This is a genomic window from Streptomyces oryzae (assembly GCF_017676365.1).
Lineage (GTDB): Bacteria > Actinomycetota > Actinomycetes > Streptomycetales > Streptomycetaceae > Streptomyces > Streptomyces oryzae.
Genome location: NZ_JADKMA010000009.1, coordinates 18,516 through 36,666, shown reverse-complemented (window position 1 = coordinate 36,666; position 18,151 = coordinate 18,516). Strand labels below are relative to the sequence as shown.

The following is an 18,151-nucleotide window of genomic DNA, read 5'->3' as shown; positions in this document are numbered from 1 at the left end:
CGGTGTGCCGGGTACCCGAAGCGGCGAGTATCGTCCTCATCTGCGCGTCCTGCGCATCGACCACGTCCGTGCGCATCGACCAGGCGCACGGTCATATCGACTTGGGCGGAGGGTCCGTTGTCCCGTTTCCGGCTGATCAAGGCAGTGCTCGGCCCGCTCCTTCGCGTGCTGTTCCGGCCGAAGATCGAAGGGGCCGACCGTATTCCCGGCTCGGGTCCGGTGATCCTGGCCGGCAACCACCTCACCTTCATCGACTCGATGGTGCTGCCGCTGGTCACCACCCGCCAGGTCTTCTTCATCGGCAAGGACGAGTACGTCACCGGCAAAAGCCTCAAGGGGCGCCTGATGGCGTGGTTCTTCACCGGTGTCGGCATGATCCCCGTCGACCGGGACGGCGGCCGCGGAGGCGTCGCCGCACTGATGACCGGCCGCCGGGTGCTGGAGGAGGGCAAGGTCTTCGCCATCTACCCCGAGGGCACCCGCTCCCCCGACGGCCGCCTCTACCGGGGCCGTACGGGCATCGCACGGCTCGCCCTGATGACGGGCGCCCCCGTGGTGCCGTTCGCGATGATCGGTACGGACGAGGTGCAGCCGGGCGGCAAGGGCCTCCCGCGGATCGGCGGCGGGCGCCGGATCACGGTTCGCTTCGGCGAACCGCTCGACTTCTCGCGGTACGACGGTATGGACCGCGACCGCTATGTGCTCCGCGCGGTGACCGACGAGGTGATGAGCGACGTCATGCGCCTTTCGGGCCAGGAGTACGTGGACATGTATGCGACGAAGGCGAAGGCGGCCTGAGCCCGAATCTGCCGGATTGCCGGCCTGCCGGCTTGAGCGGTGTGCCCGCTGCCGCTGAGGCCGTCGACGGATTCCGCCGGGCCCTCGCGGTTGTGGCTCGCCGCCGTTGCGGCGGGAAGAGATCTCGGCGGGCGGCGGGGGCCGGCGGGCTTCACTGCCACGGCAGCTCGGAGCGGCGCCGCCAGTACACCTCGGGCTCCTCCACCAGGTCGGCCAGCAGCGCCAGTTGGGCGTCGTCCAGCTCGGCGGCCGTGGCCAGCAGATTGGCGTGCAGCTCACCAACGGTGGCCGCGCCGGAGAGGACGACTCCCGCCCACGGCTGCCGCAGCACAGCGGCGAGCGCGACGGCATCCGGAGTGGTTCCCGCCGCCTCGGCCACCAGATGCAGATCGCGGGGCTCCTGCCCGCCAGCCAGCCGCCCGTTGGCCATGGCCTCCTTGACGATCACCGTCAGCCCCGCCTCGTGCGCCTCGGCCAGCGCGCCCGCCGCCGAGGTCTCCAGCAGGTTGTAGGTGCTCTGGACGGTACGGAAGAGCGGCTCGCCGTCCACCGTGACCGCCAGCCCCGCGCGGATGGCGTCGGCCTGCGCGGGGCCGCTGGTGCTGAAGCCGACCGTGACGCCCTCGGCCGCCAGCCGGGCCAGCCGCTCGTGCAGCGCGGTGTCCGTCAGCGCGGGGCTGTCCGGGGTGACGGAGTGGATCTGGTACAGGTCCAGCCGGTCGCCGAGCAGTTCCCGGCTCTCGGCCAGCTGCCGCTCGAACGCCGCGAGGGAGTGGTCCTTGACCTCGTGCTCCGCCGCGTCCGTCCGCCACTCCCCCACATAGGTGTAGCCCCACTTGCTGCCGACGACCACGTCGTCGGCCTCCGGGTGCTCGTGCAGCCACGCCGCCAGGAACTCCTCGGCCCGCCCGTATGAGCGCGCCGCGTCGAAGTAGCGCACGCCCTGGGCGTAGGCGGCGTCGAGGAGTTCGTGCGTACGGGAGCGCATCGCCTCCGGCGTGCGGTTGCCGGGAAGCTCCGCTTCCCGGCCGAGCGTGATGTACGCGGGGCGGCCGACGGCGGCCAGGCCGAGGCCGAGGTGGGCCGTCGGTGTGGTGGCGGAAGCGAGACGGGTGAAGGGCATCGGCATCTCCCGGCGCGGGCGGTGGGGCGGCTCTTTGCCGCCCCACCGTACTGGGCGGGTGACGCTGGGCCCTGTACCCCGGCCCGGGCACCCCCTCACGATGCCTGATGAGGGGGTGCCCCTTGCTGTGCGTTGCAGGCTGCGGGTTGTTTGTGGCTTGTCGCGCAGTTCCCCGCGCCCCTTACGGGGCACGTCTGCTCTGCACCTGCTGTGCTTGGGAGGTCTGCGCCTAGGGGTACCCCCTGCTCGAAGAGCTTGGGGGAGCAGGGCTGGCAAGCGCAGCCCCCACGCCGGGTGCCCGGGATTGCGGGCTAGCTCTGACTCTTGGCGCCGACCCACTCGCGCTGGAGGTCCAGCTCCGTGCGGAAGTCGGCGAGCTGGGCGGCGACCGCGGAGGGGGCCGTGCCGCCCTTGCCGTTCCGGGCGGCCAGTGCGCCGGGGACGTTCAGTACCTCGCGCACCTCGGGGGTGAGGTGCGGGGAGATCGCGGCGAACTGCTCGTCGGTGAGCTGGTCCAGCTCGATGCCCGTACGCTCGCACTCCTTCACGCAGGCGCCCGCGACCTCGTGCGCCACCCGGAACGGGACGCCGCGCTTGACCAGCCACTCCGCGACGTCGGTGGCCAGCGAGAATCCGGCCGGCGCCAGCTCGGCCATCCGGTCGCCGTGCACGGTCAGCGTCGCCATCATGCCGGTGAACGCGGGCAGCAGCAGCTCCAGCTGGTCGATGGAGTCGAAGACCGGTTCCTTGTCCTCCTGGAGGTCCCGGTTGTAGGCGAGCGGCAGCGCCTTGAGCGTCGTCATCAGCCCGGTCAGATTGCCGATCAGCCGCCCGGACTTGCCGCGCGCCAGCTCCGCGATGTCCGGGTTCTTCTTCTGCGGCATGATCGAGGATCCGGTCGAGAAGGCGTCGTGCAGGGTCACGAAGGAGAACTCCTTCGTGTTCCAGAGGATGATCTCCTCGGCGATCTTGGAGATGTCGACGCCGATCATCGCGGTGACGAACGCGAACTCCGCGACGAAGTCACGCGAGGCCGTCCCGTCGATCGAGTTGGCCGCGCTGCCGCCCTCGAAGCCGAGATCGGCGGCGACGGCCTCCGGGTCGAGGCCGAGCGACGATCCGGCCAGCGCCCCCGACCCGTAGGGCGAGACCGCCGTACGCGCGTCCCACTGCCGCAGCCGCTCCGCGTCCCGCGCGAGGGCCTGGGCGTGTGCCAGGACGTGGTGCGCGAACAGCACGGGCTGCGCGTGCTGGAGGTGGGTGCGGCCGGGCATCGCCACCTCGGGGTGCGTCTCGGCCAGCCCGACGAGCACACCCTGCAACTCGGCCAGCAGGCCGCCGATGACGCGGGCGTGGTCCCGCAGATACATCCGGAAGAGCGTGGCGACCTGGTCGTTGCGGGACCTTCCGGCCCGCAGCTTGCCGCCGAGGTCCTTGCCGACCCGCTCCAGCAGGCCCCGCTCCAGCGCCGTGTGGACGTCCTCGTCGGCGATCGTGCCCTGGAAGTCACCGGAGGCGACGTCCCGTTCGAGGGTGTCCAGGCCCTCGATCATCTGGGCGAGCTCGTCGTCCGAGAGCAGGCCCGCCTTGTGCAGGACGCGGGCGTGTGCCCGCGAGCCCGCGATGTCGTACGGCGCCAGGCGCCAGTCGAAGTGGACCGATGCGGAGAGCTTCTCCAGCGCCTCGCTCGGCCCGTCGGCGAACCGGCCGCCCCAGAGGCGGATGTCGTCGGTGTCGTTGCTGCTCACGTGTGTCGCCTGCTCCTGGCTGGATGGTGGGGTTTCGTCGGCGGCTGCGGCTGCCCAGCGCGGATTATGCCCGTCCGCTCGGGGTCTGCCGTACGCTGAGGTCAGCATAAGTATGCGTACCTCTGCATGAATCGTCAATCAGCGTTTCCGGCCTGCGGCGCCGGCGCCCCCTACGAGGCGCGCCCCTTCAGCTCTTCCGCCAGCACCCGGGTGTGGCCGAGGGCGGGGTCCTTGACGGCGGTCAGCAGAGTGAGGGTGCCGGCACCGGAGGCGGTCTCGAGGAGGTCGCCGAGCGCCTGCTCGCCCTCTTCCGTGGCCAGCTCGGCGCGGTAGCGCTCGGCGAACGCGTCGAAGCGGTCCGGATCGTGCCCGTACCACTTGCGCAGCTCCGTGCTGGGCGCGACGTCCTTGTGCCAGGCGTCCAGTGCGGCCTCCTCCTTGGACAGACCGCGCGGCCAGACCCGGTCCACCAGGACGCGCGCACCGTCGGTTCCCGGCTCGGGCGCCTCGTAGACGCGGCGCACCTGGATCTTCGGTTTCTTCTTGGCAGCCATGACGCCAGCCTGCGACCGGTGCCCGCACTCTCGCATGTTGACACCGTTCACATTGCCGGATAGCTTTCCGCCATGACTGACTACCCGAGTCTCGCGCGGCAGACGTGGCACCAGCTCGAGCCCGTCTACGCGTCCGTCTACTTCTCCCGGCGGACAGCCGCGGAGGCCGGCGCCCTCGGCTACGACGCCACCGCGCGCTGGCCCTTCTACTTCGCCCTGCGTGCGGCCCCGCTCGGAGCGGCGAGTGCCCGGCTGGTGACGGCGACGTTCTACAGCTTCAGCCCGCACAGGGTCGCCGCGCACGTGCCCGGTGTCTGGGCGACGGCCTCGCCCGGTGCGGTGCTGGAAGCGCGGACACGGAGCGTGGACGCGACGCTGCGCGCCATTCTCGGCGACCGGATCGCGGACCCCGGACTCGCCGAGGCGGCCGCACTGGCACGCACCGCCGCCGAGGCCGCCGACTTCGCCGGGCGCCCGCTGGCCGCCGCCAACGCCGCGCTGGAGTGGCCGCAAGAGCCGCACCTGGTGCTGTGGCAGGCGGCGAACGTGCTGCGCGAACACCGCGGGGACGGCCATCTGGTGGCGTTGCAGTCCGCCGGTCTTGACGGCTGCGAGGCGCTGGTGTCCTTCGCCGGAATCGGCGCGGCACCCGCGGAGAACTTCGCCTCGCGCGGCTGGAACGAGCAGGAGTGGGCAGCCGCCCGCACCCGGCTGAGGGAGAGGGGGCTGGTGGACGCGGAGGGGACGGCCACCGAGCGCGGGCGCGAAGTGCGGGACGAGGTGGAGCGGTTGACGGACGAGCTTGCCGCGGGGCCGTATCGCGTCCTCGGCGAGGACGGCTGCGCCCGGCTGGCCGAGCTCAACCGTCCCGCGTTCACCGCGGTGATCGAGTCCGGTCTGCTGCCCGCGCAGTCCACGCTGGGCATCCTCAACATCCAGGCGCCGAAGCCGCGGTAGGGCTTCTCCTCGGAAGGGGGGACGGACTGCCCGAGCTCCGCAGGACAGCAGCGCACCGGTCACATTGCGAGACGGCCTTGCCAACCAGCTCCACCAGGGCGTTTTCTCTGCGGGTGCGAACCGAACACCAGAACACCTCGCCGGACTCCCCCGCCGCCGGCGCCGAGCAACGCGGGGCCCGCCGCGCGGTGACCCTCTTCCCGCTGCTGGTACTGCTCGCCGGCGGCCTCGGCATGGTGACTCCGGGCAGCTTCACGGGAGCGGCCGAGGCAGTGCCGTATCTGCTCGGCGTCGTCATGTTCTGCATGGGCCTGACCATGACGCTGCCCGACTTCCGCTCAGTGGTGCGCCGGCCCTGGGCGGTCGCGCTCGGACTTGTGGCGCAGTACATAGTGATGCCGGGGCTCGGCTGGCTGATCGCCCAGGCGCTGGACCTCTCGCCGCAGCTCGCGGCCGGGCTGATCCTCGTCGGCTGCGCCCCGGGTGGTACGGCCTCGAACGTCGTCACCTACCTGGCGCGCGGCGACGTGGCCCTCTCGGTCTCGGTGACCTCGGTCTCCACGCTCGTCGCTCCGCTGCTGACGCCGCCTCTGACGCTGTTCCTCGCCGGGGAGTTCCTGCCGGTGGACACCGCCTCGATGGTCGGCGACATCCTCAAGACGGTGCTGCTGCCGGTCATCGGCGGATTGGTTGTGCGGCTGCTCGCGGGGCGCTACGTCGAGCGGGCGCTGCCCGTGCTGCCGTGGCTCTCGGCGGTGACCATCGCGGCCATCGTCAGCATCGTGGTGGCGGGCAGCGCGGACGCGATCAAGTCGGCTGCGGGGCTGGTCTTTCTGGCGGTCGTCCTGCACAACGGCCTGGGTCTGGCGCTCGGTTACACCGTGGGGCGCTTCTCGCGGCTGGGCGAGCCCGCCGGACGTGCCTTGGCCTTCGAGGTGGGCATGCAGAACTCCGGCCTCGCCGCATCCCTCGCCACCGCGCACTTCAGCCCGCTGGCCGCGCTGCCCGCGGCGGTGTTCTCCGTGTGGCACAACGTCTCCGGGGCGCTGGCCGCCGCGTGGTTCTCCTACCGGGACCGGCGGCGCCCCGCGGAGTAGTTCTTGCCCGGCGGATCCTGCGATGAGCGTCGCATCCCGAGGATCCGCCGGACAGCCGCCTACCTTGCCGGACCGATCCGGTACACGTCCCCGCCCAGCGCCAGCGCGTACAGCTCCCGGTCGCCGTCCTCGGCGAAGGAGACGATCTCGCCTCCGTTGACGCCGAGGTTGGTCTCCCCGGTGACCTTGCCGTCCTTCATCCGCAGCGCCCGGACGTCGCCCTCGCAGTAGTCGCTGAAGAGGTAGCTGCCCTGCAGCTGCGGGACGGCGCGGCCGCGGTAGACATAGCCGCCGGTGACCGAGCAGCGGGAGGGGCCGCGGTCGTACTCGAAGACCGGCGGCACATGGTTGGCGGGCTCCTCGCCGGCGACCGGAAGGGTGCCCTCCATCCTGGCCCAGCCGTAGTTCTCGCCGCCCTTGCTGGCGGCGGGCGCCCAGTCGATCTCCTCACGGCGGTTCTGGCCGACGTCGCCGATCAGCAGGTCGCCGTTGGCGGAGTCGAAGGAGAACCGCCACGGGTTGCGCAGCCCGTACGCCCAGATCTCGGGCCGGGCATCCGGCTTGCCGACGAACGGGTTGTCCTCGGGTACGGCGTACGGGTCGCCCTTGGAGGGGTCGATGCGCAGGATCTTCCCCAGGAAGGTGTCGAGGTTCTGGCCGTTGTCCTGCGGGTCGTTGGCGCTGCCGCCGTCGCCGAAGGCGACGTAGAGCATCCCGTCGGGGCCGAAGGCGATGTCGCCGCCGTTGTGGTTCGCGTACGGCTGCTTCTGGGTGAGGACCGTTCGGCGGCTGTCCTGCTGGACCTGGCCGTTCTCGACGGCGAACTCGTCCAGGCGGCTGTTGCCCTGCAGATCGGTGAACGAGAGATACAGGTGCCCGAAGTCCGGGGCGAAGGCGATGCCGAGGAGGCCGCGTTCACCGTCCACGGTGGTGTCGTCCGTGATGTCGACAACGGGGTCGCCGAGCCCCTTCTCGTCCAGCACCCGTACGGTGCCGGGCCGTTCGGCGATCCACACCGTGCCGTCGGGTCCGGCTGTTCCGGCAGTGGGGTTCTTGGCCTGGGCCACCTTCGTCAGGGCGACGTCCGCCTGGCGTGGTGCGGTCTTCTCCTCGGCGGACGCCGTGGATAACGCGAGGGAGGCGGCGAGCACGAGCGTGCCGAGTACCGCCGAGCGCTTGCGAACTTTCACCGTGCTCCTCCTTGAGGCAGCGGTCAAGTCGTCTGTCACCCGGCTGCGAAGGGGGCGCTTGCGCCAGCGTGCAACCTGGGTGGGGGGTGATGCGCTACTGGCTGCCCGTGAGAGTAACCGCCCGGAAGGGCATACGGAACGGCGCCGACGGCCGAGCCCTCAGCGCTCCTTCTGCGCCAGCGCCAGCAAGTGGTCCGCGAGGCCCTGGCCACCATCCGGTGCCCGGCTGATCAGCAACAGCGTGTCGTCCCCCGCGATGGTGCCGATGATCTCGTGCACCCCCGCCTGGTCGATGGCCGAGGCCAGGAACTGCGCAGCGCCCGGCGGGGTCCGCAGCACGACGAGGTTGGCCGACGCCTCGGCGGAGATGAGGAGTTCACCGGCGAGCCGCGCCATCCGCGCCTCGGTGGCGGACTCGCCCAGCGGAGCCCGCGGGGTGGGGTCGCCCCCCTCCCCGGGGACCGCGTAGATCAGCTCGCCTCCGGTGTTGCGGATCTTGACGGCGCCCAGCTCGTCGAGGTCCCGGGAGAGGGTGGCCTGGGTGACCGTGAGCCCGTCGTCGGCCAGGAGCTTGGCGAGCTGGCTCTGCGAGCGGACCGGCTGCCTGCTAAGGATGTCGACAATACGGCGATGGCGGGCCGTCCGCGTCTGCGGGACGGCCTGTCCCCCGTGCTGCTCATCGGTCATCGTGCGCGTACCCCTCTGGCTCATCTGCTGCGGCTCATCGCTGTCTGTCGGCCGCGGCACCGGTCGCCGCGCCGGCCGCTGCCACGTCATGGGCCGCTGCCGCGTCGAGGACGGCGGGCAGCGCACCGACGAGCGCGTCCACCTCGGCCTCGCCGACGATCAGCGGCGGAGCGAGCCGGACGACGTCCGGGGCGACCGCGTTCACCAGGAATCCCGCGTCCTGCGCCGCCTGCTGCGCGCGCGGCGCGACCGGCTCGGAGAGCACGATACCCAGCAGCAGCCCCGCGCCACGGACCTCAGCGACCAGCGGGTGGCCCAGACCCGCGATGCCCTCGCGCAGCCGGGCACCGACACGCTTGACGTGGTCGAGCAGCCCGTCGGCCGCGATGGTCTCCAGCACCGCGAGACCCGCCGCGCACGCGACCGGGTTGCCGCCGAAGGTGGAGCCGTGCTGGCCCGGCTCCAGCAGCTCCGCCGCAGCACCGAACGCGAGCGTGGCGCCCAGCGGCAGCCCGCCGCCCAGCCCCTTGGCGAGCGTGACGACATCGGGCTCGACGCCCTGGGCCTGGCACTCGAACCAGTGCCCCGTACGGCCGATGCCGGTCTGGATCTCGTCCAGCACCAGCAGCGTGCCGGTGGCCGCGGTGATCTCGCGGGCCGCGGCCAGATAGCCCTCGGGCGGTACGACGACACCGTTCTCGCCCTGCATCGGCTCGACGATGACCAGCGCGGTCTCCTCGGTCACCGCAGCGCGGAGCGCCTCGGTGTCGCCGTACGGGACGTGTGTGACCTCGCCGGGCAGCGGGCGGAACGGGGCCTGCTTGGCCGGCTGGCCGGTCAGTGCGAGGGCGCCCATGGTGCGGCCGTGGAAGCCGCCCTGGGTGGCGACCATATGGGTGCGCCCCGTGCGCCGTCCGATCTTGAAGGCGGCTTCGACGGCCTCCGCACCGGAGTTGGCGAAGTACACCTTCCCGGGGCGGCCCGCCACCTCCAGCAGCTTCTCGGCGAGCGCGACGGGCGGCTCGGCGATGAAGAGGTTGGAGACATGGCCGAGGGTGGCGATCTGGTCGGAGACGGCGCGCACCACCGCCGGGTGCGCGGTGCCGAGCGCGTTGACGGCGATCCCGCCGACGAAGTCGGTGTACTGCTTGCCCTCCGCGTCCCACAGCTTGCTGCCCTCGCCGTGGGTGAGGGGGATGCGCGGCGTGCCGTAGTTGTTCATCAGCGCGCCCTGCCACCGTCCGGTGAGGGCGGAGTTGTCGTGCGCGATGGTCATGCGGGGCCCTCCGCGTCGTGTCGGGTGTCCGGTGCCGGGACGGCGTCGGGCACGACCATCGTGCCGATGCCCTCGTCCGTGAAGATCTCCAGCAGGATGGAGTGCGGCACCCGCCCGTCCAGCACGCGGGCCGTGTGCACCCCGTTGCGTACGGCGTACAGGCAGCCCTCCATCTTGGGGACCATCCCGCTCGCCAGCTCGGGCAGCAGCTTCTCCAGCTCGGCGGCGGTCAGTTCGCTGATCACGTCGTCGCTGTTCGGCCAGTCCGCGTACAGGCCCTCCACGTCGGTGAGGACCATCAGCGTCTCGGCGCCGAGCGAGGCGGCGAGCGCGGCTGCCGCGGTGTCGGCGTTGACGTTGTACACCCCTCCCTCGCCGTCGGCGGCGTCGGCGCTGCGGGCGATGGAGGAGATCACCGGGATCCGGCCGTTGTCCAGCAGCGCCTCGATGGCACCGGTCTCCACGGAGCTGATCCGGCCCACCCTCCCCAGGTCGACCGCTTGCCCGTCGACCTCGGCCAGGTGCTTGGTGGCGGCCATGATGTGGGCGTCCTCGCCGGTCATGCCCACGGCGAGCGGGCCGTGCTGGTTGAGCAGGTTGACCAGCTCGCGCTGCACCTGGCCCGCCAGCACCATCCGTACGACGTCCATCGTCTCGGGCGTGGTCACCCGCAGTCCGGCGCGGAACTCGGATTCCAGGCCGAGCCGGTCCAGCTGCTTGCTGATCTGCGGGCCGCCGCCGTGCACCACCACGGGGCGCAGGCCGGCGTGCCGCAGGAAGACGACGTCCTGCGCGAAGGCCGCCTTCAGCTCCTCGTCCACCATGGCGTTCCCGCCGAACTTGATGACGACGGTCCTGCCGTGGTGCCGGGTCAGCCAGGGCAGCGCCTCGATGAGGATCTGTGCCTTGGGCAGCGCGGTGTGTTTACGGGTGCCGCTCGGCTGTCGAATGCTCATGACGAGTACGCGCTGTTCTCGTGGACGTAGTCGGCCGTCAGATCGTTGGTCCAGATGACGGCGGACGCGGAGCCTGCGTGCAGGTCGGCGGTGATACGGACCTCGCGGAACCGCATGTCCACCTTGTCGCGGTCCTCGCCGACGGAGCCGCCGCGGCAGACCTGTACGCCGTTGATGGCCACGTCCAGCTGGTCGGGTTCGAACGTCGCGTCGGTGGTGCCGATGGCGGACAGCACCCGGCCCCAGTTGGGGTCCTCGCCGTGGATGGCGCACTTGAGCAGGTTGTTGCGGGCGATGGTGCGGCCCACCGTGACGGCCTCGTCCTCGCTGGCGGCGCCCAGCACCTCGATGCGGATGTCCTTGGAGGCGCCCTCGGCGTCGTGGATCAGCTGCTGGCCCAGGTCGGCGCAGACCGCGTGCACCGCCTCGGCGAACTCGGCCTGCTCGGGGCGTACTCCGGCGGCACCGGAGGCGAGCAGCAGCACCGTGTCGTTGGTGGACATGGCGCCGTCGGAGTCGATGCGGTCGAAGGTGGTGCGGGTCGCGGAGCGCAGCGCGCCGTCCAGCTCGTCCGTCGTCAGGTCGGCGTCGGTGGTCAGGACGACGAGCATGGTGGCCAGCCCCGGGGCGAGCATGCCCGCGCCCTTGGCCATGCCGCCTACCGTCCAGCCCGACGGGCTGGTCACGACGGCCGTCTTGTGCACCGTGTCCGTCGTCTTGATGGCGATGGCGGCCTTCTCCCCGCCGTGCTCCGAGAGGGCTGCGGCGGCCGTCTCGACGCCGGGCAGCAGCTTGTCCATCGGCAGCCGCAGCCCGATCAGCCCCGTGGAGGCGACCGCGACCTCGCCGGCGCCGTGCTCGGTGCCGGTGGCGGCGGTCAGCGCCTCGGCGGCCTTCTCCGCGGTCGCGTGGGTGTCCTGGAAGCCGGGTGCGCCCGTACAGGCGTTGGCGCCACCGGAGTTGAGCACCACGGCGGAGACCCGGCCGCCCTTGAGGACCTGCTCGGACCAGAGCACCGGCGCCGCCTTGACCCGGTTGCTGGTGAAGACGCCCGCCGCCGCCTGGCGCGGCCCGTTGTTGACGACGAGCGCGAGGTCCGGGGCCCCGCTCTCCTTGATTCCGGCTGCGATGCCCGCCGCCGTGAACCCGCCGGCCGCTGTGACGCTCATGGTGCGACTCCGATCGTGGAAAGTCCCAGTCCCTCGTCCAGGCCGAGGGCGATGTTCATGCTCTGCACGGCACCGCCCGCGGTGCCCTTGGTGAGGTTGTCGACGGCGCCGACGACGATGATCCGGTCGGCCTCCTGGTCGTGGGCGACCTGAAGGTGCACGGAGTTGGAGCCCTGCACGGCAGCCGTCGCGGGCCACTGGCCCTCCGGGAGCAGGGTGACGAACGGCTCGTCCTGATACGCCTTCTCGTACGCGGCCCGCAGCTGTTCCGCGGTCGTGCCGGGGGTGGCCTTGGCGCTGCAGGTGGCGAGGATGCCGCGGGACATGGGGGCCAGGGTCGGGGTGAAGGAGACGCTGACGCGCTGCCCGGCAGCCGCGGAGAGGTTCTGGATCATCTCGGGGGTGTGCCGGTGCGTACCGCCCACTCCGTACGGGCTCATCGAGCCCATGACCTCGCTGCCCAGCAGGTGCGGCTTGAGTGCCTTGCCCGCGCCGGAGGTGCCCGTCGCGGCGACGATCACCGCCTCGGGCTCGGCGAGGCCCGCCGTGTACGCGGGGACGAGTGCGAGGGAGACGGCCGTGGGGAAGCAGCCGGGCACCGCGATCCGCTTCGTTCCGCGCAGCGCCGCGCGGGCGCCGGGCAGCTCGGGCAGTCCGTAGGGCCAGGTGCCGGCGTGCGGGGTGCCGTAGAACCGCTCCCAGTCGGCCGCGTCGGCCAGCCGGAAGTCGGCCCCGCAGTCGATCACGAGGGGCCCGTCGTCAGCGGAGCCGAGCTGCTGGGCGACGGCCGCCGACTGTCCGTGCGGGAGGGCGAGGAAGACGACGTCGTGACCGCGCAGCACGTCCGCCGTGGTCTCCTCCAGCACACGGTCCGCGAACGGCACCAGGTGCGGCTGCAGCACCCCGAACCGCTGCCCGGCGTTGCTGTTGCCGGTCAGCGCGCCGACCTCGGCCTGGGGATGCCCGGCGAGCAGGCGCAGCACCTCACCCCCCGCGTATCCGCTCGCTCCCGCCACTGCCGTGCGCACTGCCATGAATCCTCCTTCTCAGGAGCATGACTATACGCAGTGCAGCAGTTTTATGCAATGAATCGTCTGATCAACAGCCGGGCCGAGTACAACGCTCAGGGGCCAACTGAAACGCTCAGTCACAGTCCAGGGCAGGACTCAAACCGCCATTCCCACTCCACAGCGCGGCCGATGAGTTTGTGTCTCGCGGCCGGTCCAAGCTCGTGACACCTCAGGAAGGGAACCGCCATGTCGGAGCTTCTCGTCGACTTCATCACCTCCCTCGACGGCTATGCATCAGGAGAGGGATGGCCCGGATTCTGGGGCCTCGAGGGCCCGGAGTACCTCGCGTGGCTCGGCGAGCAGCCCGAGGCCACCTACCTGATGGGAGCAAACACCTACCGCCTGATGTCGGGCTTCGCCGCAGGCCAGGTCCCCAATGGCCAAGACGAGTTCAGGCCCGAGGAAGAGGCGTCCGTCGACCAGCTCACGCAAGCGTCCAAGGTGGTGTTCTCCTCCTCACTCGAGGAGCCACTGAAGTGGGCCAACGCCACGCTCGTCCGTGACGACGCCGTCGAGGCGGTCCGCGCCATGAAGTCGAGTGGCTCGGGGCTCCTCAGCACGATCGGCAGCCTCAGCCTGTGCCGGTCCCTGCTACGAGCCGGACTCGTCGACCGCTTCCGGGTCGTGATGTTCCCGGTGATCACCGGGGCCACGGGCGAAGAACGCATCTACGACGGCTATCCCGACGTTGCCCTCGAGATGATCGAGCACCGCACCTTCGACGGCCGCACCCAGCTGGTCGAGTACAAGCCCCGCGTACTCGAGCACCCCCCGCTCGACGCCCCTGCGTGACCTCGCCTCGTCCGCCGGTCTGGACGGCCGCCAGGCCGGCGCCGACGGACGCGAAGCAAGACCTGACAAGGGGGCGGACGGTCGACTAAAGCGCTCAGCCACATGGACGTGACCCGCGAACCGGCGCGGTCCCCCTCAGCGGTCCCTGCCGGCCAGCACCACGGACAGCAGCCCCGGAAAGCGGGCTTCGAGATCGTCGCGGCGCAGCGACATCATGCGGGCCTTCCCCACCCGGCGGGTACGGGTGATGCCCGCCTCCCGCAGGATCCGCCAGTGGTTGGACAGCGTCGAGCGGGGCACCTGAAGCCCCTCGGGGCTGCACTGGCTCTCACCGTGCTCCGCCATGTCGCGCACCAGGGCCAGCCGCACCGGGTCCCCCAGGGCGTGGAGCACCGCGGACAGCTCGAGATCCGCCGCCGTTCCCTCAGCGTGCCGTGCCACGGCCCCTCCTTTCCCTTTCCTTCACTTTCCTCCACTTTCCTTCGCTCTTTGCCGCTCGGGATCCTTCCCGTAGTATCTCGATCACTTCAACGTTTCGGAAAACCCGAAATGATCAAGGAGGTTACCCGCCATGCCCGTCGCATGCACCACCCTCGCCCGGGTCTACGTCGACGACCTGGACACCGCCCTGCCGACGTTCGTGGACCTCACCGGGGAACAGCCGCGCCAGCGCTTCAGCTACCGCGGCCTTGAACTCGCGACCATCGGCGGTTTTCTCCTGCTGGCCGGTACCGAAGAGGCGCTCGCCCCCTACCGAGGGACCCATGCGACCGTGCTGGTCGACTCCCTGGACGAGGTGCTGCGGCTCACCGAGCAGCACACCGGCGAGATCCTCGACGGTCCCAACCAGGTGCCGACCGGACGCAATCTGACCGTCCGGCACCGGGGCGGATCGACCATCGAGTACGTGGAGTTCGGCACGCCCGGCGCCGGGACCTGATCCGGGAAAACCCGTGGCCCCGTCCCGTACCGGCCGTGATACTCGCCGCATGATTGACTTCTCCGACTTCGACACGCGCGGGTACCGCACCGTGGACGTGGCCACCGGGTACGGCCAGTGGGTCAGTACGTACGAGGACACCGTCGAGGACGTGATGGACCTCGCGCTGCTCGACGAGCTGACCGTGCCCGCCTGGAGCGGGGTGCGGCGCACTGCCGACCTGGGGTGCGGGACCGGGCGGACCGGTGCCTGGCTGCGGCGGCGGGGCGTCACCGGCACGCTGGACGGGGTCGACCTCACGCCGGAGATGCTGCGGCTGGCGCGCGCCAAGGGCGTGCACGACCGCCTGCTGGAGGGCGACGTTCGCGCCACCGGGCTGGAGTCGGGCGCCTACGACCTGGTGATCTCCTCGCTCATCGACGAGCACCTGCCCGATCTGCGGCCGTTCTACGAGGAGGCGTGGCGGCTGGCGGCGCCGGGCGCGCACTGCGTCGTCGTCGCCTTCCATCCGCACTTCATCATGGCCTCCGGGATGCCCACCCACTTCACCGACGCCTCCGGTGAGCACGTCGCCATCAGCACCCATGTCCACCTGCTCAGCGACCATGTGACCGCGGGCCTGGGTGCCGGATGGCGGCTCGCGGAGATGCGGGAGGGGGTCGTCGACGAGCGCTGGCTGGAGCGCAAGCCGAAGTGGGAGAAGTACCGCCACCACCCGGTCTCGGCCGCGTTCGTGTGGCACCGCACGGACGACTGAGGGTGCGAGGGAGGGTCGGGCCGGGTCGGTCGTACGCAGGTGACGCGGCGGGTTTGCGTTGGAGCGCACTCCAGCCCCTAGCGTCGACGACGGATCGCACCGACCGGCGCCCGGTCCCCGAGACCGGACGCCCGCGCACTGGAGGTACCACCATGACCGCCCTTCCCACCCGCCACCTGGGAGAGCTCGCCGTCTCCGCGCAGGGCCTCGGCTGCATGGGGATGAGCCACGGCTACGGCTCCTCCGACGACGAGACCTCGCTCGCCACCCTGCACCGGGCGCTCGACCTGGGCGTGAACCTGCTGGACACCTCCGACTTCTACGGTGCGGGCACCAACGAGGAGCTGCTCGGCCGGCTTCTCGCCGACCGCCGCGCGGAGGTGGTGCTGGCGACGAAGTTCGGCTTCGCCAACAAGCTGGGCGAGCCCACCGCCATCCGGGGCGACGCCGCCTACGTACGCCAGGCGTGCGAGGCGTCGCTGCGGCGGCTGGGCACCGACCACATCGACCTCTACTACCAGCACCGCGTCGACCCCGAGGTACCGATCGAGGAGACCGTCGGGGCGATGGCCGAGCTGGTCGCCGAGGGCAAGGTGCGCCACCTGGGCCTGTCCGAGGCGAGCGCCGAGACCATCCGGCGGGCCCACGCGGTGCACCCGATCAGCGCGCTGCAGAGCGAGTGGTCGCTGTGGACGCGTGACCTGGAGGACGAGATCGCCCCGCTCTGCCGCGAGCTGGGCATCGGTGTGGTGCCGTTCTCGCCGCTGGGCCGCGGCTTTCTGACGGGGCGCTACACCTCCGTCGACAGCATGGAGGAGGGCGACGCCCGGCGCGGCATGCCGCGCTTCGCCGGGGAGAACTTCGACCGGAACCTGGCGATCGTCGAGCGGCTGAACGAGCTCGCCGAACAGCGCGGGGTCACCGCGGGGCAGCTCGCCCTGGCGTGGGTGCAGCACCGCGGCGACAACGTGGTGCCGATCCCCGGCACCCGGCGGCAGAAGTATCTGGAGGAGAACGTGGCGGCGCTCTCGATCTCCCTCACCTCCGACGAGCTGGCCGCCATCGAGGCGGCGGCACCCCGCGACCGGATCGCCGGGGCCCGCTACGACGACGGCGCCCTGTCCTTCGTCAACGGCTGAGCGTCAAGGGCCGGGAAGCCGCTGTCGGTTACCACGCCCATACTCGTATCCATGGCTGAGAGTGCGGAAAGCAGCGGGGCCGCCGTGCGGGAGCTCCGGGCGCTGCTGAACGAGCTGGCGCTGGACGAGGCGGCGTGCATCACTGCCGTTCGCGGCGCCGATGTCGCCGAGGTGATCCGGCTGTTCGGCGGCGACCCGGTGGGGGCGCCCCCTGCTCGAGCGAAGCCGAGAGCTTGGGGGAAGGCTGTGCAGCGGGTGCTGGGCGAGGAACTTCTGGAAGAGCTCGCCGAGCACCCAGACCGCCAGACGTCACCCATCGCCGTCGCCCAGGCGGGGCCCGCCGTGGTGGTCGTCGAGTACAACGGCTTCCAGGGCACCCGCGAGGAGGTGCTGCGCCCGCTCTCCCGGCTCGGGGGCCGGGCGGCCAGCGCCTATTGGAACGACGACGCGCTCTCCGAGCTCGCCCTCGCCGAGGACGGACTGGTGCTGTCCTCCTTCGAGATGCTGGTCCCCGACCACCGCTACGGCGCCGCGCCGCAGGCGTGGGACAGGTATCTGGACGGGCTCGCCTTCGACAGCGACGCCGACTGGCGGGCCGCCGGCCTGGTTGCCGTCACGCGCGCCACGGGCGCCCGGCTGGACAGGGAGTGGGCGAGCGCGCCGCAGCTGTACGTGGAGATCGAGGAGGTCGGATCAGCCATGCTGCCGCAAGGGCTGGAGGACTCGCCGCTGCTCGCCGAGGAACCGTTCCGTTCCTTCCACGCCGACCTCGGGCCGGGCGCCGTGCCCGAGATGGAGCGCTACGCGGTGGAGCTGGCCGCGCGCCACCACGGCCTGGCCGACGACGCGCTGTGCACGCTCGCGCTGGCCGTCCTGGACGGCTGCGGTCCGCCTGAGGGCCGCAGTGCGCTGCGGGCACAGCTCGCGGCGCGGGCTGCGGCGGGCGACGGCGGGGCGAGCGAGGGCGCGGCCCACGGCGGCGCGGGGTGCGGCGGCGGCCCGGCGGCGCAGCGGGCGGCGGTCTGGCGGACGCTCGGCGATCTGCTCGCCCGCGAGGACGGCGCTCCGGTGGACGGGCCCCCGCCGATGTTCCACCTCTCCCGGGCCATGAACGACAGCCGCAGCACGCCCGAGTCGGAGCGCTTCTGGCTGCTCCACGCGCTTCACCAAGCGGCCCGCGGCGGCTGACCCGGCACCCGAGGGCTGCCGTGGTCACGACAGGTCCAGGTGCCATTCGCCCGCCTTCCCGGTGAGGGCGACGGTGGCGAGCGGGTGGGTCTCGATCTGCCAGTAGGCGTGCGGCGGAGCTTTGAGGGCGTAGCAGAGCGCTGCCCGTAACACGGAGGGCTCGGTGACGGCCACCGCCCACTCGCCGGCGCCCACCGGCCGGGTGTCCAGCCAGCCGCCGATCCGGCGGATGAAGGCCAGCAGCGACTCGCCCCCGTGCGGGGCCGAGCACGGGTCGGTGAGCCACTGGTGGACGGCCTCCGGCTCGCGCGTCGCCACCTCGCCGAGGGTGGCGCCGCGCCAGCGGCCCATGTGCCAGTCCAGGAGGGCCGGCTGGGCGAGCGGGGTGAGCCCGAGCACCGCACCGGTCTCCCGGCAGCGGGGCGACGGCGAGCAGTAGCGCAGCTCGGCAGCGGCCAGAGAGGAAAAGGCGGGGACCTGCCGGACGACCTCCTCCCAGCCGGCGGCGTCCAGCGACCGGTTCTCGCCGAAGCGCACGTCGGCCAACGAGGAGCTGCGGCCCGCGGCGAGCAGCGTCATACGCGCGTGCATGCGGTGAGCGTAGAGCCGTTCGGCCCGGTGTTCGAGAGTTCCGACAGACCGTAGTTCTCGGGGAGTTGAGCACTGCAGCGCTCTTGATGCTCCGTCAGCTCCGGCCCCAACTGCCGCCC

The 18,151-nt window shown here is 71.6% G+C and carries 19 protein-coding genes; 8 read left to right on the top strand and 11 right to left on the bottom strand.

Going from position 1 to position 18,151, the window contains the following annotated elements:
• The first annotated feature begins 117 nt into the window (after window positions 1-117).
• Complete coding sequence (locus ITI46_RS03295) at window positions 118-798, top strand: lysophospholipid acyltransferase family protein (protein ID WP_209237834.1); 681 nt, start codon at window positions 118-120, stop codon at window positions 796-798.
• Window positions 799-949: 151 nt separating this feature from the next.
• Here the strand turns inward: ITI46_RS03295 and ITI46_RS03290 are convergent, their stop codons facing one another.
• The 3 genes from ITI46_RS03290 to ITI46_RS03280 all read right to left on the bottom strand — a co-directional run bounded on the left by ITI46_RS03290 (window position 950) and on the right by ITI46_RS03280 (window position 4,223).
• The gene (locus tag ITI46_RS03290; protein ID WP_209237833.1) at window positions 950-1,921 is read right to left on the bottom strand and encodes an aldo/keto reductase; all 972 of its coding nucleotides are present in this window, start codon (window positions 1,919-1,921) and stop codon (window positions 950-952) included.
• Window positions 1,922-2,232: 311 nt separating this feature from the next.
• Complete coding sequence (gene argH, locus ITI46_RS03285; protein ID WP_209237832.1) at window positions 2,233-3,669, bottom strand: argininosuccinate lyase; 1,437 nt, start codon at window positions 3,667-3,669, stop codon at window positions 2,233-2,235.
• 170 nt (window positions 3,670-3,839) lie between these two features.
• On the bottom strand, window positions 3,840-4,223 hold the full coding sequence (locus tag ITI46_RS03280) for a DUF488 domain-containing protein (protein WP_209237831.1): 384 nt from the start codon (window positions 4,221-4,223) through the stop codon (window positions 3,840-3,842).
• A gap of 72 nt (window positions 4,224-4,295) precedes the next feature.
• Here ITI46_RS03280 and ITI46_RS03275 point away from each other — a divergent pair, with 72 nt between their 5' ends.
• Complete coding sequence (locus tag ITI46_RS03275; protein WP_209237830.1) at window positions 4,296-5,180, top strand: SCO6745 family protein; 885 nt, start codon at window positions 4,296-4,298, stop codon at window positions 5,178-5,180.
• A gap of 113 nt (window positions 5,181-5,293) precedes the next feature.
• Entirely contained in the window at window positions 5,294-6,277 is a 984-nt protein-coding gene (locus ITI46_RS03270) for a bile acid:sodium symporter family protein (RefSeq protein ID WP_209237829.1), read from the top strand.
• Between the two features lie 59 nt (window positions 6,278-6,336).
• Here ITI46_RS03270 and ITI46_RS03265 read toward each other — a convergent pair whose 3' ends face one another.
• The 6 genes from ITI46_RS03265 to argC all read right to left on the bottom strand — a co-directional run bounded on the left by ITI46_RS03265 (window position 6,337) and on the right by argC (window position 12,589).
• Window positions 6,337-7,467 (bottom strand): PQQ-dependent sugar dehydrogenase, encoded by a 1,131-nt coding sequence (locus tag ITI46_RS03265; RefSeq protein WP_209237828.1) that lies wholly within the window; start codon window positions 7,465-7,467, stop codon window positions 6,337-6,339.
• 159 nt (window positions 7,468-7,626) lie between these two features.
• Complete coding sequence (locus tag ITI46_RS03260) at window positions 7,627-8,154, bottom strand: arginine repressor (protein ID WP_209237827.1); 528 nt, start codon at window positions 8,152-8,154, stop codon at window positions 7,627-7,629.
• Window positions 8,155-8,188: 34 nt separating this feature from the next.
• A complete protein-coding gene (locus ITI46_RS03255; protein ID WP_209237826.1) occupies window positions 8,189-9,430 on the bottom strand; it encodes an acetylornithine transaminase in 1,242 nt (413 codons plus the stop codon).
• Window positions 9,427-10,386: an acetylglutamate kinase gene (argB, locus tag ITI46_RS03250; protein ID WP_209237825.1), complete on the bottom strand. Its 960-nt coding sequence runs from the start codon at window positions 10,384-10,386 to the stop codon at window positions 9,427-9,429. Before argB ends, ITI46_RS03255 begins: the two co-directional genes overlap by 4 nt.
• On the bottom strand, window positions 10,383-11,555 hold the full coding sequence (argJ, locus tag ITI46_RS03245) for a bifunctional glutamate N-acetyltransferase/amino-acid acetyltransferase ArgJ (protein ID WP_209237824.1): 1,173 nt from the start codon (window positions 11,553-11,555) through the stop codon (window positions 10,383-10,385). The genes argB and argJ overlap by 4 nt, the downstream gene beginning before the upstream one ends.
• A complete protein-coding gene (gene argC, locus ITI46_RS03240) occupies window positions 11,552-12,589 on the bottom strand; it encodes an N-acetyl-gamma-glutamyl-phosphate reductase (RefSeq protein ID WP_209237823.1) in 1,038 nt (345 codons plus the stop codon). The genes argJ and argC overlap by 4 nt, the downstream gene beginning before the upstream one ends.
• A 222-nt stretch (window positions 12,590-12,811) precedes the next feature.
• Here argC and ITI46_RS03235 point away from each other — a divergent pair, with 222 nt between their 5' ends.
• Complete coding sequence (locus tag ITI46_RS03235; RefSeq protein WP_209237822.1) at window positions 12,812-13,417, top strand: dihydrofolate reductase family protein; 606 nt, start codon at window positions 12,812-12,814, stop codon at window positions 13,415-13,417.
• A gap of 135 nt (window positions 13,418-13,552) precedes the next feature.
• Here the strand turns inward: ITI46_RS03235 and ITI46_RS03230 are convergent, their stop codons facing one another.
• The gene (locus ITI46_RS03230; RefSeq protein WP_209237821.1) at window positions 13,553-13,858 is read right to left on the bottom strand and encodes an ArsR/SmtB family transcription factor; all 306 of its coding nucleotides are present in this window, start codon (window positions 13,856-13,858) and stop codon (window positions 13,553-13,555) included.
• 130 nt (window positions 13,859-13,988) lie between these two features.
• Here ITI46_RS03230 and ITI46_RS03225 point away from each other — a divergent pair, with 130 nt between their 5' ends.
• The 4 genes from ITI46_RS03225 to ITI46_RS03210 all read left to right on the top strand — a co-directional run bounded on the left by ITI46_RS03225 (window position 13,989) and on the right by ITI46_RS03210 (window position 17,441).
• Window positions 13,989-14,357: a hypothetical protein gene (locus ITI46_RS03225; protein WP_209237820.1), complete on the top strand. Its 369-nt coding sequence runs from the start codon at window positions 13,989-13,991 to the stop codon at window positions 14,355-14,357.
• A 49-nt stretch (window positions 14,358-14,406) separates the two neighbouring features.
• Complete coding sequence (locus ITI46_RS03220) at window positions 14,407-15,114, top strand: class I SAM-dependent DNA methyltransferase (RefSeq protein WP_209237819.1); 708 nt, start codon at window positions 14,407-14,409, stop codon at window positions 15,112-15,114.
• Window positions 15,115-15,266: 152 nt separating this feature from the next.
• A complete protein-coding gene (locus ITI46_RS03215; protein WP_209237818.1) occupies window positions 15,267-16,253 on the top strand; it encodes an aldo/keto reductase in 987 nt (328 codons plus the stop codon).
• 51 nt (window positions 16,254-16,304) lie between these two features.
• The gene (locus tag ITI46_RS03210) at window positions 16,305-17,441 is read left to right on the top strand and encodes a DUF6461 domain-containing protein (protein ID WP_209237817.1); all 1,137 of its coding nucleotides are present in this window, start codon (window positions 16,305-16,307) and stop codon (window positions 17,439-17,441) included.
• 24 nt (window positions 17,442-17,465) lie between these two features.
• Here the strand turns inward: ITI46_RS03210 and ITI46_RS03205 are convergent, their stop codons facing one another.
• Complete coding sequence (locus ITI46_RS03205) at window positions 17,466-18,032, bottom strand: histidine phosphatase family protein (protein ID WP_209237816.1); 567 nt, start codon at window positions 18,030-18,032, stop codon at window positions 17,466-17,468.
• Between the last annotated feature and the right edge of the window lie 119 nt (window positions 18,033-18,151).